General features: G+C 74.2%; 13 protein-coding genes. 8 read left to right on the forward strand and 5 right to left on the reverse strand.

Annotated features, from left to right (window positions below; translation table 11 throughout):
* Positions 1-137 precede the first annotated feature (137 nt).
* The 4 genes from lpdA (at position 138) to aceE (ending at position 7100) form a co-directional block, all read left to right on the forward strand.
* Entirely contained in the window at positions 138-1526 is a 1389-nt protein-coding gene (gene lpdA, locus ACGF15_RS19185; protein WP_345609937.1) for a dihydrolipoyl dehydrogenase, read from the forward strand.
* A 55-nt stretch (positions 1527-1581) separates the two neighbouring features.
* A complete protein-coding gene (sucB, locus tag ACGF15_RS19190) occupies positions 1582-3348 on the forward strand; it encodes a 2-oxoglutarate dehydrogenase, E2 component, dihydrolipoamide succinyltransferase (RefSeq protein WP_392800352.1) in 1767 nt (588 codons plus the stop codon).
* A gap of 137 nt (positions 3349-3485) precedes the next feature.
* Positions 3486-4109, forward strand: coding sequence for a GntR family transcriptional regulator (locus ACGF15_RS19195; RefSeq protein ID WP_345609941.1), 624 nt, complete (start codon positions 3486-3488; stop codon positions 4107-4109).
* Positions 4110-4418: 309 nt separating this feature from the next.
* On the forward strand, positions 4419-7100 hold the full coding sequence (gene aceE / locus ACGF15_RS19200; RefSeq protein WP_362608675.1) for a pyruvate dehydrogenase (acetyl-transferring), homodimeric type: 2682 nt from the start codon (positions 4419-4421) through the stop codon (positions 7098-7100).
* Positions 7101-7179: 79 nt separating this feature from the next.
* On the opposite strand, the gene ACGF15_RS19205 is transcribed toward aceE, so the two are convergent.
* From ACGF15_RS19205 to ACGF15_RS19215, 3 genes are all read right to left on the reverse strand, one after another.
* Positions 7180-7317, reverse strand: coding sequence for a methionine/alanine import family NSS transporter small subunit (locus ACGF15_RS19205; protein WP_256523738.1), 138 nt, complete (start codon positions 7315-7317; stop codon positions 7180-7182).
* Complete coding sequence (locus ACGF15_RS19210) at positions 7317-8849, reverse strand: sodium-dependent transporter (protein WP_345609945.1); 1533 nt, start codon at positions 8847-8849, stop codon at positions 7317-7319. Before ACGF15_RS19210 ends, ACGF15_RS19205 begins: the two co-directional genes overlap by 1 nt.
* Positions 8850-9140: 291 nt before the next feature.
* Positions 9141-10760 carry a protein kinase gene (locus ACGF15_RS19215; protein ID WP_345609947.1) on the reverse strand — a complete coding sequence of 540 codons (1620 nt, stop codon included), beginning with the start codon at positions 10758-10760 and terminating at the stop codon, positions 9141-9143.
* Positions 10761-10944: 184 nt separating this feature from the next.
* On the opposite strand from ACGF15_RS19215, the gene ACGF15_RS19220 reads away from it, so the two are divergent.
* Together ACGF15_RS19220 and ACGF15_RS19225 are read left to right on the forward strand one after the other, a co-directional pair.
* Complete coding sequence (locus tag ACGF15_RS19220) at positions 10945-11763, forward strand: MerR family transcriptional regulator (RefSeq protein ID WP_392800359.1); 819 nt, start codon at positions 10945-10947, stop codon at positions 11761-11763.
* 70 nt (positions 11764-11833) lie between these two features.
* Positions 11834-12817: a WYL domain-containing protein gene (locus tag ACGF15_RS19225; protein ID WP_362608670.1), complete on the forward strand. Its 984-nt coding sequence runs from the start codon at positions 11834-11836 to the stop codon at positions 12815-12817.
* Between the two features lie 60 nt (positions 12818-12877).
* On the opposite strand, the gene ACGF15_RS19230 is transcribed toward ACGF15_RS19225, so the two are convergent.
* Positions 12878-13852 (reverse strand): SDR family oxidoreductase, encoded by a 975-nt coding sequence (locus ACGF15_RS19230; RefSeq protein ID WP_362608668.1) that lies wholly within the window; start codon positions 13850-13852, stop codon positions 12878-12880.
* Positions 13853-13992: 140 nt separating this feature from the next.
* On the opposite strand from ACGF15_RS19230, the gene ACGF15_RS19235 reads away from it, so the two are divergent.
* Positions 13993-14511, forward strand: a complete 519-nt coding sequence (locus ACGF15_RS19235) for a DUF4240 domain-containing protein (RefSeq protein WP_345611392.1) — start codon at positions 13993-13995, stop codon at positions 14509-14511.
* On the opposite strand, the gene ACGF15_RS19240 is transcribed toward ACGF15_RS19235, so the two are convergent.
* A complete protein-coding gene (locus tag ACGF15_RS19240) occupies positions 14499-15131 on the reverse strand; it encodes a GNAT family N-acetyltransferase (protein WP_392800363.1) in 633 nt (210 codons plus the stop codon). The two genes, ACGF15_RS19235 and ACGF15_RS19240, sit on opposite strands and share 13 nt — an antisense overlap.
* A 56-nt stretch (positions 15132-15187) precedes the next feature.
* Between ACGF15_RS19240 and ACGF15_RS19245 the strand changes: the two genes are divergently transcribed.
* On the forward strand, positions 15188-16087 hold the full coding sequence (locus ACGF15_RS19245; RefSeq protein ID WP_345609955.1) for a TIGR01777 family oxidoreductase: 900 nt from the start codon (positions 15188-15190) through the stop codon (positions 16085-16087).
* Positions 16088-16180 lie beyond the last annotated feature (93 nt).

Consider the following 16180-nt stretch of genomic DNA (forward strand, 5'->3'; position numbering starts at 1 on the left):
TGCGAAGATGGGTTCCCGGCAGGACAGGGCCCCCACCACAGGGCCGAAGACAAGCGGCCGCACACCAGCCGACCGGCCGGTCGTCCCCCGCAAGGGAGGGGACCCGGCGAACGGCGCACATGCATGGAGGACGTGACGTGGCGAACGACGCCAGCACCGTTTTCGACCTAGTGATCCTCGGCGGCGGTAGCGGCGGTTACGCTGCGGCCCTCCGCGGGGCTCAGCTGGGCCTGGACGTCGCACTGATCGAGAAGAACAAGCTGGGCGGCACCTGCCTGCACAACGGCTGCATCCCCACCAAGGCCCTGCTGCACGCCGGTGAGATCGCCGACCAGGCCCGCGAGGCCGCGCAGTTCGGTGTGAAGACCTCCTTCGAGGGCATCGACATCGCGGGCGTCCACAAGTACAAGGACGACGTGATCTCGGGCCTGTACAAGGGCCTGCAGGGCCTGGTCGCCTCCCGCAAGGTGACCTACATCGAGGGTGAGGGCCGGCTGTCCTCGCCGACCTCCGTCGACGTGAACGGCCAGCGCGTCCAGGGCCGCCACGTCCTGCTGGCGACCGGCTCCGTGCCGAAGTCGCTGCCGGGCCTGGAGATCGACGGCAACCGCGTCATCTCCTCCGACCACGCCCTGACCCTGGACCGCGTCCCCGAGTCCGCGATCATCCTCGGCGGCGGTGTGATCGGCGTCGAGTTCGCCTCGGCCTGGAAGTCCTTCGGCACCGAGGTGACGGTCATCGAGGGCCTGAAGCACCTGGTCCCGGTCGAGGACGAGAACAGCTCCAAGCTGCTGGAGCGCGCGTTCCGCAAGCGGGGCATCAAGTTCAACCTCGGCACCTTCTTCGAGAAGGCCGAGTACACCGAGAACGGCGTGCGGGTCACCCTGGCCGACGGCAAGACCTTCGAGGCCGAGGTGCTGCTGGTCGCCATCGGCCGCGGGCCGGTCTCGCAGGGCCTGGGCTACGAGGAGCAGGGCGTCGCCATGGACCGCGGCTACGTCCTGGTCGACGAGTACATGCGCACCAACGTCCCCACGATCTCCGCGGTGGGCGACCTGGTCCCCACCCTCCAGCTCGCCCACGTCGGCTTCGCCGAGGGCATCCTGGTGGCGGAGCGCCTGGCCGGCCTCAAGACCGTGCCGATCGACTACGACGGCGTGCCCCGGGTGACGTACTGCCACCCCGAGGTCGCCTCCGTCGGCATCACCGAGGCCAAGGCCAAGGAGGTCTACGGTGCGGACAAGGTCGTCGCCCTGAAGTACAACCTCGCGGGCAACGGCAAGAGCAAGATCCTCAAGACCGCCGGCGAGATCAAGCTGGTGCAGGTCAAGGACGGTGCCGTCGTCGGCGTCCACATGGTCGGTGACCGTATGGGCGAGCAGGTCGGCGAGGCGCAGCTGATCTACAACTGGGAGGCCCTGCCCGCCGAGGTCGCGCAGCTCGTCCACGCGCACCCGACGCAGAACGAGGCCCTCGGCGAGGCCCACCTGGCCCTCGCCGGCAAGCCGCTGCACTCCCACGACTAGTCGGTCACGGGCGCGACAGACCACCACCGCACTTCTGTTAGGAGCAACTGGAACCATGGCGGTTTCCGTAACCCTTCCGGCGCTCGGCGAGAGCGTCACCGAGGGCACTGTCACCCGCTGGCTGAAGGCCGAGGGCGAGCGCGTCGAGGCCGACGAGCCGCTGCTGGAGGTGTCGACCGACAAGGTCGACACCGAGATCCCCGCCCCCGCGTCCGGCGTGCTGGCGTCGATCAAGGTCGCCGAGGACGAGACGGTCGAGGTCGGCGCCGAGCTGGCGGTCATCGACGACGGCAGCGGCGCCCCCGCCGCCGCCCCGGCCCCGGCCGCCGCCGAGGCCCCCGCCCCCGAGGCCCCGCAGGCCGCCCCGGCGCCCGCCGCCGAGGCACCGCAGGCCGCCCCGGCCGGGGCCCCGGCCGCCGGCGGTTCGGCCGAGGGCACCGACGTGGTCCTCCCGGCGCTCGGCGAGAGCGTCACCGAGGGCACCGTCACCCGCTGGCTGAAGGAGGTCGGCGAGGAGGTCTCGGAGGACGAGCCCCTGCTGGAGGTGTCCACCGACAAGGTCGACACCGAGATCCCCGCCCCCGCCTCCGGCGTGCTGCTGGAGATCGTGGTCGGCGAGGACGAGACGGCCGAGGTCGGCGCCAAGCTGGCCGTGATCGGCGCGAAGGGCGCGGCCCCGGCCGCCGCCCCCGCGCCCGCCGCCCCGGCCCCGGCGGCCGAGCCGGCCCGGGTAGAGGCCCCCGCGCCCGCCCCCGCTCCGGCTCCGGCGCCTGCTCCGGCCCCCGCGCAGGCCCCCGCGCAGGCCCCCGCCGCCCCGGCGGCACCGGCAGCTCCGGCGCCCGCTCCGGCCGCCCAGGCGCCCGCGCCTGCCGCGGCCCCCGCGCCCGCGGGTGCCTCGGCGAGCGACGCCTACGTCACCCCGCTGGTGCGCAAGCTGGCCGCGGAGAACGGCGTGGACCTCGGTGCGGTCAAGGGCACCGGCGTCGGCGGCCGCATCCGCAAGCAGGACGTCATCGCCGCCGCGGAGGCCGCCAAGGCCCCCGCACCGGCCCCCGCCGCCGCCCCCGCGGCGTCGAAGGCGCCGTCGCTGGAGGCGTCCCCGCTGCGCGGCCAGACGGTGAAGATGACCCGCATGCGCAAGGTCATCGGCGACAACATGATGAAGGCGCTGCACGGCCAGGCGCAGCTGTCCTCGGTCGTCGAGGTCGACATCACCAGGCTGATGAAGCTGCGCGAGCAGGCCAAGGCCGGCTTCGCCGCCCGCGAGGGCGTCAAGCTGTCCCCGATGCCGTTCTTCGTCAAGGCGGCGGCCCAGGCGCTGAAGGCCCACCCGGTCATCAACGCCCGGATCAACGAGGACGAGGGCACCATCACGTACTTCGACTCGGAGAACGTCGGCATCGCCGTCGACTCCGAGAAGGGTCTGATGACCCCGGTCATCAAGGGTGCGGGCGACCTGAACATCGCCGGTATCGCCAAGGCCACCGCCGAGCTGGCGGGCAAGGTCCGGGAGAGCAGGATCACCCCGGACGAGCTCTCCGGTGCGACCTTCACCATCAGCAACACCGGCTCGCGCGGCGCGCTGTTCGACACGATCATCGTTCCGCCGAACCAGGTCGCGATCCTGGGCATCGGCGCCACGGTGAAGCGCCCGGCGGTCATCGAGACCGCCGAGGGCACCGTGATCGGCGTGCGCGACATGACCTACCTGACCCTCTCCTACGACCACCGCCTGGTGGACGGCGCCGACGCCGCCCGCTACCTGGCGGCGGTCAAGGCGATCCTGGAGGCGGGCGAGTTCGAGGTCGAGCTGGGTCTCTGAGGAGCCCGGCTGTAACCAGCCTCACCTGCGGCGCCCCCCCACGGGAGTACATCCCGGCGGGGGCGCCGCCGTATTGTCTAAGGGCCAGCGCGTTGTCTCAGGGCCGGCGCGGTCAACGCGGCCTGAAGGAGCCCTTCATGACCATCCCCGTCGTCCACTCGCTCCGCGACCAGATCCGCGAGCACATCGTGGAGGGGATCGTCAGCGGCCGCTGGAAGCCCGGGGAACGGATCGTGGAGCGGCGCATCGCCACCGAGCTGGAGGTCTCCCAGACGCCGGTGCGCGAGGCCCTGCGCGAGCTGGAGTCGCTGCGGCTCATCGAGTCGGCCCCGAACAAGGGCGTGCGGGTGCGCAACCTGACGGCGGCGGACCTGGAGGAGAGCTACCCCGTCCGGGCGGGTCTGGAGCAGATCGCGGCGGAGCTGGCGGCGGACCGGCTGGCGGACGACTGCTCGGCCCTGGAGCCCCATGTGGCGGCCCTCTACGAGGCCGACCGGCTCTCCGACGGGACGGGGCAGGTGAGGCACACCGTGGCCTTCCACCGGGAGCTGGTCAAGGCGGCCGGGAACGGTGTGCTGCTGCACACCTGGGAGGGGCTGGGCATCGAGGTGTTCACCGCGCTGTCCATCAGGTGGCTGGGCACCGTGCAGAAGTCCTACGCCGAGGAGCACCAGGACCTGGTGGAGGCGTTCCGGCGGAGGGACCCGGAGATCGGCTCCCTGGTCAAGGCCCACGTGCTCGGCTGCGCCCCCCGCGCCTGACGGGCCCCGGCCCCTCCGGCGGGATCCCGGGCCCCTCCGACCTCCCCGGCCTCTCCGGCCGCTGGTCCGAGGTCCCGCTCCGATGGCGGCCCGGGCGCTCGAACGCGCAGGTCAGCGCCCGTTACACCCGATTTGCGGCGGCACAGCGTGCCCTTTTTTGCGGCACTCGATGCCAATTTCTCCGCAGGCTTTGATCGATCATCGATCAGCGTCTTACAGTCTTCGGCGGGTCCACCGACCCGTTCGCCCTGTCCTGCCAGACACGGCACCCCCCTTCTCCACCCCCCTCCTGTCCGGAAGGCGGCGATCATGACCGACCCCGTAGGCATGCCTCCGAGCGAGCTCGACCAGCTCCCGGACCGCGACGCCGAGGAGACCGCCGAGTGGGCGGCGTCCCTCGACGCCGTCGCGGAGCACGCCGGCTCCCACCGCGCCGCGTACCTGATGCGCCGCACGCTCCAGCACGCCGAGAAGGCGGGCGTGGCCCTGCCCCGCCTGCTGGAGACGGACTACGTCAACACCATCCCGACCTCCGCGGAGCCCGCCCCCGACGGCGACGAGGAGCTGGAGGCCCGCATCACGGCGTGGAACCGCTGGAACGCGGCCGCCATGGTGACCCGCGGCTCCCGGTTCGGCGTCGGCGGCCACATCGCCACCTTCGCCTCCGCCGCCTGGCTCTACGAGACCGGCTTCAACCACTTCTTCCGCGGCAAGGAGGGCGACGGCAGCGGCGACCAGCTCTACATCCAGGGCCACGCCTCCCCCGGCATCTACGCCCGCGCCTTCCTCGACGGCCGCCTCACCGAGGCGCACCTGGACAACTTCCGCCAGGAGGCGGGCGGCGCCGGACTGCCCTCCTACCCGCACCCGCGGCGGCTGCCCTGGCTGTGGGAGTTCCCCACCGTCTCCATGGGCCTGGGCCCGCTCTCGGCGATCTACCAGGCCCGCTTCAACCGCTACCTCACCGGCCGCGGCATCAAGGACACCTCGGGCTCCCATGTCTGGGCCTTCCTCGGCGACGGCGAGATGGACGAGCCCGAGTCGACCGCGGCACTGGCCCTCGCCGCCCGTGAGCGCCTGGACAACCTGACCTTCGTCGTCAACTGCAACCTCCAGCGGCTCGACGGCCCGGTCCGCGCCAACTTCAAGATCGTGCAGGAGCTGGAGGCCCAGTTCCGCGGCGCGGGGTGGAACGTCGTCAAGACCCTCTGGGGCAACGCCTGGGACGAGCTCTTCCGGCTCGACACCACCGGCGCGCTGGTCCGCCGGCTCCGCGAGGTCCCGGACGCCCAGTTCCAGACCTACGCCACCCGCGACGTCTCCTACATCCGCGAGCACTTCTTCGGTGCCGAGCCCGCGCTCGCCGAGCTGGCGAAGCTGCTCACGGACGCCAAGATCTCCGAGTGCTTCCACACCTCCCGCGGCGGCCACGAGGCCCGCAAGGTGTACGCGGCGTACCAGGCGGCCCTCTCCCACAAGGGTGCGCCGACCGTGATCCTCGCCCAGACGGTGAAGGGCTTCACGCTGGGCAAGGGCTTCGAGTCCAAGAACGCCAACCACCAGATGAAGAAGCTGACGCTCGACGAGTTCAAGGGCATGCGCGACCTGCTCGGGCTCCCGATCCCCGACAGCGCCTTCGCCGACGGCCTGGTCCCCTACGGCCACCCCGGTGCCGGCTCCCCCGAGGTGCGCTACCTCGCCGAGCGCCGCGCCGCCCTGGGCGGCCCCGCTCCCGCCCGCCGCGTGCACCCGGTCCCCGCCCTGCCCGAGCCCTCCGAGCGCGCCTTCGCCGCGCTGAAGAAGGGCTCCGGGAAGCAGGAGATGGCCACCACCATGGCGTTCGTCCGCCTGGTGAAGGACCTCATGCGGGACAAGGAGACCGGTCGGCGCTGGGTGCCCATCGTCCCGGACGAGGCCCGCACCTTCGGCATGGAGTCCCTGTTCCCCTCCGCGGGCATCTACTCGCCGCTGGGCCAGACGTACGAGCCGGTCGACCGCGACCAGCTGATGTACTACAAGGAGGCCACCGACGGCCAGATCCTCAACGAGGGGATCACCGAGGCCGGCGCCATGGCCGACTTCATCGCCGCCGCCACGTCCTACGCGACGCACGGCGAGACGATGATCCCCTTCTACATCTTCTACTCGATGTTCGGCTGGCAGCGGACCGGCGACCAGATGTGGCAGCTCGCCGACCAGCTGGGCAAGGGCTTCATCGTCGGTGCCACCGCGGGCAGGACCACGCTCACCGGCGAGGGCCTCCAGCACGCCGACGGCCACTCCCACCTGATCGCGGCCACCAACCCCGCCTCGCTCAACTACGACCCGGCCTTCGCCTACGAGATCGCCGTGATCGTCAAGGACGGCCTGCGCCGGATGTACGGCGAGGCAGCCCCCGGCGAGGACCCGAACGTCTTCTACTACCTGACGGTCTACAACGAGCCGAAGCCGCAGCCCGCCATGCCGGAGGGCGTCGAGGAGGGCATCGTCAGGGGCCTGTACCGGTTCCGGGAGGGCTCCGCGGGCGAGGACGCGCCGCGCCTGCAGCTGCTCGCCTCGGGCACCGCGATCCACTGGGCCCTGGAGGCGCAGGAGCTGCTCGCGGAGGACTGGAACGTGGCCGCCGACGTCTGGTCCGCCACCTCCTGGGGCGAGCTGCGCCGCGACGCGCTGGAGGCGGACGAGGCCCTGCTCCGCGGCGAGCAGCGCACCCCGTACGTGACCCGGGCGCTGGAAGGCGCCCCGGGCCCGGTCCTCGCGGTCTCCGACTGGATGCGGCAGGTGCCCGACCAGATCAGCCAGTGGGTGGAGCAGGACTGGTCCTCGCTCGGCACGGACGGCTTCGGGCTCTCCGACACCCGTGAGGCGGCGCGCCGCCACTTCGGTGTCGACGCCCGGTCGATCACCGTCGCGGCGCTGGCGCAGCTCGCCCGGCGCGGCGAGGTTCCCGCCTCCGCGGTGAAGGAGGCGCGCGAGCGCTACGGCCTGTAGGGGCATGACGCGTCCGGGGCCGGGTGGACCGCCGTACGGCGGTGCACCCGGCCCCGGACGCGTGTGCGGCCGAGGCCGCTCACTCCGCCCGGTGCACGCCGGGCGGCATGGGCTCCGTCTCCTGGGGGTGGCTGCGCAGGCGCAGGATCGCGGCGATCAGCCCGCCCCAGACGATGACGATGGCGACGATCATCATGACGATGGCACTGGCGGACATCAGACGTCCTTCCGGTCGGCGGGGGCTTCCATGTCGAGGTCGATGTCCTCACCGCCGGCCGGCCAGGGCATCAGGGTGAGGATCACGCCGACCAGCAGCGCGCCGATGGCGACGCTCCATCCCGCGGAGAGCAGGAACCCGGTCGAGTAGCCCTCGTAGTTCTCTTCGAACTCCGCCCGGAGGCTGTCGACCATCATCCAGCCGAGCACCAGGGGGGTGATGACGCCGAGGCAGATCCGCCACCAGTGGCCGAGCCGGATGGCGGAGGTGGCGTCGGCGTTCTGCTGGAGCGCGGGCAGCTGCCGCAGCACCCAGGCGATGACGACCAGCGCGACCAGCGAGGCCAGGGCGATGCCGTACTGGTTGATGAAGTGGTCGGAGGCGTCGAGCAGGAAGATGCCGGACTCCGTGGGGAAGAACAGGATCGACACCAGCGCGACGAGGCCGCCGACGCCGAACACCGCCGGCATCCGCCGCATCCCGGTGCGGTCCTGCACGGCCGAGACGACCACCTGCACGATGGAGATCAGCGAGGAGAGGCCCGCGATCACCAGCGAGCAGAAGAACAGCACGCCGAACAGGCCGCCGAGCGGCATCTCGGAGATCACGGCCGGGAAGGCGACGAAGGCCAGGCCGATGCCCGCGCCCGCGACCTCGTCGACCCCGACCCCGGCGGCGGTGGCCAGGTAGCCGAGGGTGGCGAAGACGCCGATACCGGCGAGGATCTCGAAGGAGCTGTTGGCGAAGCCCGCCACCATCGCGGAGCCGGTCAGGTCGGCCCGGCGCCCCAGGTAGGAGGCGTAGGTGACCATGATGCCGAAGCCGATCGAGAGCGAGAAGAAGATCTGGCCGTAGGCGGCCACCCAGACGCTGCCGTTGCCGAGTTCGGACCAGTCGGGCGAGAAGAGGGCGTCCAGTCCGGCCGCCGCGCCGTCGAGCGTGAGCGAGCGGATCACCAGGGCGACGAACAGCACCGCCAGCAGGGGGATGAAGAGCTTGTTGGCGCGCTCGATGCCGCGCCGGATGCCGAAGGCCAGGATGACCAGCACGACGATCCAGACGGCGATCAGCGGCCACACGATGCCGGGAACGTACCCGTCCATGAAGCCGGGGGTGTCCGGCGCCCGCAGGAAGTCGCCGAAGAGGAAGGCCTCGGGGTCGGCGCCCCACTGCTGCCCGAAGGAGAAGCCCACGTAGCGGACGGCCCAGGCGATGATGACGGCGTAGTAGGTGGCGATCACGAAGGAGATCACCACCTGCCACCAGCCGATGGCCTCCACGGGTCGCGACATCCGCCGCAGGGCCGCGGGGGGCGACATGCGGTACTTGCGCCCGATGCTGTACTCCATGATCAGCAGCGGGATGCCCGCGGTCAGCAGGGCGACGAGATAGGGCAGCAGGAAGGCCCCTCCGCCGTTGCCGTAGGCGATGGCGGGGAAGCGCCAGATGTTGCCGAGCCCGACGGCGGAGCCGATGGCCGCCAACAGGAAGCCCGTGCGGGTGGCCCATTGCTCGCGAGGCTGGTCCGTCATGGTGCGCGCCCTTCCGTGTGCTCGTCGCGTCGTCCGGTGCCCGGGGCCCGAGCCGACCGGGGCACCGCCGTCGGCACCGTCCCCGCCGTCCGGGCGCGCGGTAGCGGACCGCGACGGTCCGCCCACTGCACGTTAGCGTCGAACACCCCCTCCGGCCCGGTGGCGGGGCTCCCGGGCAACCCGCGGTACGGCGAACGGGTGAACGGCCCCGCCCGTCCGCGGGACGGGCGGGGCACGGAGCGCCCTGCGGGAGGGGCGGCCCGGGCTCCCGGGTGCCGTCCCGGACGGGCCTCAGGGGGCGGGGGCCCGGCCGAGCCCGGACTGCTGCCCGGCGTGCGCGACGGCCTCGGCCAGCCGGGCGGCCTCGGCGAGCACGTCCTGCAGCGAGGTCAGGCGCCCGAGCACCTCCGCGTGCCCCGCCCGCAGGTCGTCCGCGTCCGCGGCCGGGCCGGCCGCGAGCATGCCGGCGATCCTGGACCGGGCCTTGGCGAGCGAGGCCGCCGCGCGCTCGGCCTCGGCGCGCACCGCGTCGAGGCGCCGGGCGCCCTCCCTCTCCGCGGCCGCCACCTGCTCCCGGGCGTCGGACACCATCTCCCGGGCCCGCTCCTCCGCCTCCCTGCGGCGGCGCTCGGCATCGCGCTTCACCTGCTCGGCGCGGTTCTCCACCCCGCTCAGCCGGGTGCGGGCCTGCGCCTCGAGGGCCTCGATCTCGCGTTCCTTCCGGGCCCGGCGCCTGGCCAGGCGCTCCTCCAGGCCGCCGAGGGCCAGGGCGGCACGCTCCTCCTCCCGGGCGGAGAGCGCGGCAGCCTCCTCCCGGGCGAGGCGGCGGATCTCCCCGCCCTCGGCGCGGGCGGCGGCCAGCACCCGCTCGGACTCCTTCCTGCGCTCCTCCGCGTCCCGCAGCGACGCCTGGTAGATCTCCTGCGCGCCCGCGAGCCGGGCATCCACCTCGGCGAGCCGGGCGTCGACGCCCGCGAGCCGCTCCCGTGCCGCGGTGAGGCGGGACTCCGCCTCCTGCGCCGAGGCGTCCGCGGGGGGCGTGCGGGCGGCGGGCCCCGGACCCCCGGCGGACAGCTCCCGCAGCCGCGCCAGCACCTCGGCCGCGGACCGGGGCCGCTGCCCGGGCGCGACGGCGAGCAGGTGCATGATCAGGGCGTCGAGCCCGGCCGGGAGCGCGGGGACGTGCTCGCGGGGCCGGACCACCTGCCCCTCCTCCAGCCGGACCAGCAGCGCGCCCACATGGTCCACGACGATGGGCGGCCCCCCGGTGACCATGAAGTACAGCAGGCAGCCCAGGGCGTAGAGGTCGGAGCGGTGGTCGACGTCGGTGCGGCCGTGCGCCTGCTCGGGCGACATCCAGTGCAGGGTGCCGATGGGCGCCCCGGAGGCGGTCAGCGGCCCGGAGCGGTCGGTGGCGCCGACGAACTTGGCGATCCCGAAGTCCAGCAGCCTGACGTCGCCGTCGGCCGCGAACATCACGTTCTGCGGCTTGAGGTCGCGGTGGACGATGTGCTGCCGGTGCGCCGCGTCGAGCGCCGTGGCCACCTGCGCCGCCCAGTCGGCCGCGGTGCGCCAGTCGGGCCTCCGCCGCCGGACCGCGTCGGCCAGGGTCGGGCCGTGCAGGAGCTCCATCACCATGTACAGCCTGCGCTCGTCCTCCACGAGGGCCTCGCCCCAGTCGTGGGCGGTCACGGTGTGCCGGCCGGGGAGGCGCGCGACCGCCTGGACCTCGCGCCGGAAACGGCGGCGGAGCTCGTCCGAGCCGGCCTCGTCCCTCCGCCTGCCGTACAGCAGCTTCACCGCGACCTGGCGCTCCATCCTCATGTCGCGGGCGACCCAGACCTCGCCCATGCCACCGCGACCCAGCCGCTGGAGAAGCTCGTACCGGCCGTCGAGGATCTCCCCCTGCATCCCGCGTCCCCCTCCCGTGAAACGACTGTTCCCCAGTATGCCGTTCCACCTGCGCCTTGCGTGTTCGCGCGGTCACGCTCGGCTCCCCCGGGCGGGGCGTGGACCGGGGCGGAGGGCGGGCCCGGCACCGGCCCGGTGGATGCTTGACCCTCACACCGTGTCAGGCCGTGCACTGGGAGACGTCATGTTCACCATCGGAGACTTCGCCCGGCACGGCCGCGTATCGGCCCGGATGCTGCGGCACTACGACGCCGTGGGGCTGCTGCGCCCCGAGCGCACCGACCCCTTCACCGGCTACCGCTACTACACCGCCGCCCAACTCGCCCGCCTCAACCGGCTCGTCGCCCTCAAGGACCTCGGCTTCACCCTGCAGCAGGTGAAGCAGATCCTGGACGACGACGTGTCCACGGAGGAGCTGCGCGGGATGCTGGCGCTGCGGAGGGCGGAGCTGGAGGAGGCGATGGCCGCGGCGGCGGCCCGGCTGGCCCAGGTCGAGGCGAGGCTCCGGTCCATCGAGAGCGAGGGACGCATGTCCGGTCAGGACGTCGTCGTCAGGAACATCCCCGCGGTACGGGTGGCCGAGGTGTCGGCGACCGCGCCCGGATACTCCCCGGAGCACATCGGCCCGGTGATCGGCCCGCTGTACGAGGAGCTCCACCGGCGCCTCGCCGCGGCCGGGATCACCCCGACCGGACCCGGGGTCGCCCGCTACGAGGACGCCCCGGAGGGGGGCGGCGCGGTACGGGTGCGCGCCGGGTGCCAGGTCGCGGCCGGCACGCGGTCCGGCGAGGGCTTCGAGGTGCTGGACGTGCCGCCCGTGGAGCGCGCCGCGACGGCGGTGCACCGCGGGCCGATGGACACGGTCCTCGCCACCGAGCAGGAACTCGCCCGATGGGCCGAGGCGGGCGGACACCGGACCGTCGGCTACGCCCGCGAGGTCTACCTGGAGTGCCCGCCGGACCGGGAGGGGTGGGTGACCGAGATCCAGCAGCCGCTGGCCTGAGCGCGGCGCCCGGCCGGGTGCGGGCGGCCCCCCCGCCGCACCCCGCCGGGGGGTGCGCCACGATGAGGGCATGCGCGCTGCCCGCCTGATCAAGATGGTGCTGCTGCTCCAGTCGAGACCCGTGATGACGGGCGCGGAGCTGGCACGGGAGCTGGAGGTGTCCGAGCGGACGGTGGCCCGGGACGCTCTCGCGCTGTCGGAGGCGGGGATCCCGGTCTACGCGGACCGGGGGCGGGCCGGGGGCTACCGCCTCGTCGGGGGCTACCGCACCCGGCTGACGGGCCTGGCCCCCGAGGAGGCCGGGGCGCTGTTCCTGTCCGGATTGCCGGAGGCCCTGCGCGAGCTGGGCCTGGCGGACGCCGCCTCGACCGCGCGGATGAAGGTCGAGGCGGCGCTGCCGCCCGCGGCGGGCGACGCGGCCGGTTCGGCCGCGCGGCGCTTCCACCTGGACGCCCCGGGCTGGTACCACGCGCCGGCCACGCCCGGGTTGCTGCGCCCGATCGCCGAGGCGGTGTGGGGCGACCGCAGTCTGCTGGTCCGCTACCGCCGCCGGGGGACGGAGGTGGAGCGGCTGCTGGACCCCCACGGCCTGGTGCTGAAGGCGGGGGTCTGGTACCTCTGCGCCCGCACCGAGGGGGTGTTCCGGGTCTACCGGGTGGACCGCTTCACGGCGGTGGAGCCGGCTCCGGCGGACCGGGTCGGCGGGGCCTGCTTCCGGCGGGACACGGGCTTCGACCTGCCGTCCTTCTGGGCCGAGCGGTCGGCGGAGTTCGCCCGCTCCCTGCTGCGCGCCGAGGTGGTGGTGCGCCTCTCGCCGGCCGGTGCGCGGCGGCTGCCCTCGGTGGTGGACCGCCGGGCGGCCGAGGAGGCGCTGGCCGCGGCCGGGGATCCGGACGCCGGTGGGTGGCTGACGCTCACGCTGCCGGTGGAGTCCGCGGAGGTGGCCTACGACCAGCTGCTCCGCCTCGGGCCCGAGGCGGAGGTGGTGGCCCCGGCGGAGCTGAGGGAGCGCTTCGCCCGGGCGGCCGAGGGACTGGGCCGGCTCTACGGCTGACCGGGCCGGCGCTACGGCTGAGGCGCCCGGGGCGCCCGCGGGTGCCCCGGGCGCCCGCCCTCAGCGGTAGTCGTCCGCGGACGGCGAGCCGCCCGCCTTCTCGGCGCGCATGTAGCCCCAGACGTCCGGGCGGCTGCCGTCCGCGTCGGTCAGCCCGTACTCCCGCGCCAGCCGCCCGCTGTCCAGCGAGGTCCCGTTCCAGCGGTCGCGCCGCGGGTCGGAGGCGAGCGCGGCCACCCCGCGGCCCAGGTACACCGGCGACTCCGAGAGCTCCCAGTAGCGCTCCCGGCCGATGCCGTCCCGCCAGGTGTCCTCGGTGAGTCCGAAGATGTCGAGCATCTCCTCGGACCGCAGGAAGCCCGGGGTGACCGCGACGGCGCTCGCGCCCACCTGCCGCAGCTCCTCGCCCAGGATGCGGGCCATCCGCAGGGGGGCGTTCTTGGCGAGGTCGTAGTAGAAGTTCTCCCGGAAGTCCCGGTTGCTCTCCTCGGTGCCGTCCGTGACCTCCACCAGCAGGCCGCCCGGGTGACGCACCAGCAGGGGCAGCGCGATGCTGCTGGTGATGATGTGGGTGCGCACGCCGAGGTCGAGCATCCGCAGCCCGCGTTCGAGGTCGACGTCCCACATGCGGGTGTCGAAGTCGAGCAGCGGGTTCCCTCCCCAGACGTCGTTCACCAGGACGTCGAGCCTGCCCCGTTCGCGGTCGATGCGTGCCACCAGGTCCCGGACCCGGTCGGGGAGCAGGTGGTCGGTCGGCACGGCGATCCCCTCGCCGCCCGCCGCGGTGACCAGCTCGGCGGTCTCCTCGATGGTCTCCGTCGGGCGGCCCAGTTCGCTCGTGCGGGTGCGCGTGGTGCGCCCGGTGGCGTACACGGTCGCCCCCGCGGCCCCGAGCTCCACGGCGATGGCCCGGCCCGCCCCCCGGGTCGCCCCGGCGACCAGGGCGACCCTCCCGGCGAGCGGTCCCCCGGCGGGGCGCGGGGCGGGGGCGGCTGCGGTGCGGCCGTCGTCGGCCGCGGTGTGGTTCTTCGTCATGGGGCGACCGTCGCACGGATACCGGACATCTTCTGTCGGGCTTCCCGGACCGCACGGGCGGCTCTCGCTCCGGGGGCGGCGGTGCCGCGGAGGCGGCTCGGCATGCGCCAGAACCCGCCGGCCGCGATGCTGGGTCCGTGATGGACGAGACGGAGTTCTGGGAGATCGTCGACGGGGCCCGGGAGGCCTCCGGGGGCGACCCGGAGGACCAGGCGGACCTGATGGTCGAGCGGCTGCTCCGGCTCGACCCGGAGTCGGTGGTGGACTTCGCCCGGCACTTCGAGGCGCGCTGGAACCGCGCCTGGACCTGGGACCTGCGGGGTGCGGCGGCGCTGCTGCTGGGGGGCGCGTCGGAGGACGCCTTCGACTCCTTCCGCTGCTGGCTGATCGGCCAGGGCCGCGCGGTGTTCGAGGGCGGGGTGCACGACCCGGACTCCCTCGCGGAGCTGCTGGACGGCTTCGACGAGGACCTGGACGGCGACGGCGAGGAGCTGGGGTACGCGGCGGACGAGGCGTACGAGCAGCTGACCGGTGCCGAGACGCCCGACCTCGGGGTCCCGGTGCAGCCGGCCGAACCGGAGGGCACGCCCCTGGACCTGGACGACGACGCGGCCCTGGCCGCCCGGCTGCCCCGCCTGTGGGAGCGCTACGGCGCGTGAGCGGTGAGCGGCCGCCCCATCAGGACGTCGTCCACGTACTGCCCGCCGATCAGGAACTCCCCGGGCAGCACGCCCTCGACCCGGAAGCCCTCGGCCTCGTACAGGGCGCGGGCGGGCCGGTTGTGCCCCAGGACCCGCAGGGTGACCCGGTGGGCGCCCTGGCGTACGGCCTCCGCGCAGGCGGCCCGCAGCAGCGCCCTTCCGACGCCCCTGCCGCGGGCCCGGACGGCGACCGCCAGGCCCTGTATCTGGCGCACGTGCCGGTTGCTGGGCAGGGGCGTCGGCGGTACGAGCCGGATGTAGCCGAGCAGGCGCCCGTCCTCCTCCGCGACGAGGAAGTCGGCCGGGCGGTGGGCGGCGTCGAAGAACGGGGGGTACGGCGGCAGGGGCCTCGGGTACACGGCGTGCAGCGTGGACCAGGCCTCCCGGTCGAGACGGGCGAGCGGCTCCTCGTCCGAGGCCCGCGCCGGGCGCACCCCGAAGGCGGCCGGGCGGACCGCGGCGCCGGGCCGCGGGGCGCCCTCCGGGCCGGCCGGGGGCGGGACGCGGGCGGGCTGCGGGGCGGGCGCACCGGGGCCCGCGGCCCCGGGCCCCGTCCGCTCGTCGGGGGTCTCGGGCATGGGGCAACTGTTCCACGCGCCCGTGAGAGCGCGGTAGCAGGGGGCAGGATGGGATCATGGAGAGTTCCCGCATCGCCGTCACCGGTTCCTCCGGACTCGTGGGCAGCGCCCTGGTCCGCTCGCTGCGCGCCGACGGGCACCGGGTGGTCCGCCTGGTGCGCCGCCCGGCCCGCTCGGCCGACGAGGTGGAGTGGGACCCGGGGCGCCAGTACGTGGACGCGGCCGGGCTGGCCGGCTGCGACGCGGTGGTGCACCTCGCCGGGGCCGGGATCGGCGACCACCGCTGGACCGGCGCCTACCGCAGGGAGATCCGCGACAGCCGGGTGCTGGGCACCGCGGCCGTCGCCGAGGCGATCGCCTCCCTGGACCGCCCGCCCCGGGTGCTGGTCAGCGGGAGCGCGGTCGGCTACTACGGCGACACCGGCGGCCGGGCCGTGGACGAGGACGCCCCGCCCGGGGAGGGCTTCCTGCCCGAGGTGTGCGTGGCCTGGGAGGAGGCGGCCGCCCCCGCCCAGGAGGCGGGGGTGCGGACCGCGTTCGCCCGCACCGGGCTGGTGGTCTCCCGTGAGGGGGGCGCCTGGGGCCGGATGTTCCCGCTCTTCCGGGCGGGGCTCGGGGGGCGGCTCGGCGACGGGCGGCAGTACTGGAGCTTCATCGCGCTGCACGACGAGGTGGCCGCGCTGCGCCACATCCTGGACACCGGGTCCCTGTCCGGTCCGGTGAACCTGACGGCACCGGAGCCGGTGACGAACCGCGAGGTGACCGCGGCGATGGGGCGGGTGCTGCACCGCCCCGCGGTCTTCGCGGTGCCGACGCCGGCGCTGCGCCTGGTGCTCGGGGAGATGGCCTCCGAGGTGCTGGGCAGTCAGCGGGTACTGCCCGCCCGCCTGCTGGAGTCGGGCTTCTCCTTCGCGTTCCCCCGGATCGACGGGGCGGTCGCGGCGGCCCTGCGGTAGCACCGGGCGGGCCGCGCCCCGCCCGGTGCACCCGCCGGTCGCCGCACGCGCGTCGCGGGGCGGACGTGCGCCCCCGGCGCTCCGGTGCCCCGG

Origin of the sequence: Streptomyces sp. NPDC048001 (assembly GCF_043203115.1) — a bacterium.
GTDB classification, from domain to species: Bacteria; Actinomycetota; Actinomycetes; order Streptomycetales; family Streptomycetaceae; genus Streptomyces; species Streptomyces sanyensis.

Excerpts from the sequence above, each read along its gene's own strand:
- ACGF15_RS19240 (WP_392800363.1), bottom strand. The coding sequence starts at position 15,131 with ATGCCCGAGACCCCCGACGAGCGGACGGGGCCCGGGGCCGCGGGCCCC.
- ACGF15_RS19220 (WP_392800359.1), top strand. The coding sequence starts at position 10,945 with ATGTTCACCATCGGAGACTTCGCCCGGCACGGCCGCGTATCGGCCCGG.
- aceE (WP_362608675.1), top strand. The coding sequence starts at position 4,419 with ATGACCGACCCCGTAGGCATGCCTCCGAGCGAGCTCGACCAGCTCCCG.
- ACGF15_RS19205 (WP_256523738.1), bottom strand. The coding sequence starts at position 7,317 with ATGTCCGCCAGTGCCATCGTCATGATGATCGTCGCCATCGTCATCGTC.
- sucB (WP_392800352.1), top strand. The coding sequence starts at position 1,582 with ATGGCGGTTTCCGTAACCCTTCCGGCGCTCGGCGAGAGCGTCACCGAG.
- ACGF15_RS19225 (WP_362608670.1), top strand. The coding sequence starts at position 11,834 with ATGCGCGCTGCCCGCCTGATCAAGATGGTGCTGCTGCTCCAGTCGAGA.
- ACGF15_RS19230 (WP_362608668.1), bottom strand. The coding sequence starts at position 13,852 with ATGACGAAGAACCACACCGCGGCCGACGACGGCCGCACCGCAGCCGCC.
- ACGF15_RS19210 (WP_345609945.1), bottom strand. The coding sequence starts at position 8,849 with ATGACGGACCAGCCTCGCGAGCAATGGGCCACCCGCACGGGCTTCCTG.
- ACGF15_RS19195 (WP_345609941.1), top strand. The coding sequence starts at position 3,486 with ATGACCATCCCCGTCGTCCACTCGCTCCGCGACCAGATCCGCGAGCAC.
- ACGF15_RS19245 (WP_345609955.1), top strand. The coding sequence starts at position 15,188 with ATGGAGAGTTCCCGCATCGCCGTCACCGGTTCCTCCGGACTCGTGGGC.
- ACGF15_RS19235 (WP_345611392.1), top strand. The coding sequence starts at position 13,993 with ATGGACGAGACGGAGTTCTGGGAGATCGTCGACGGGGCCCGGGAGGCC.
- ACGF15_RS19215 (WP_345609947.1), bottom strand. The coding sequence starts at position 10,760 with ATGCAGGGGGAGATCCTCGACGGCCGGTACGAGCTTCTCCAGCGGCTG.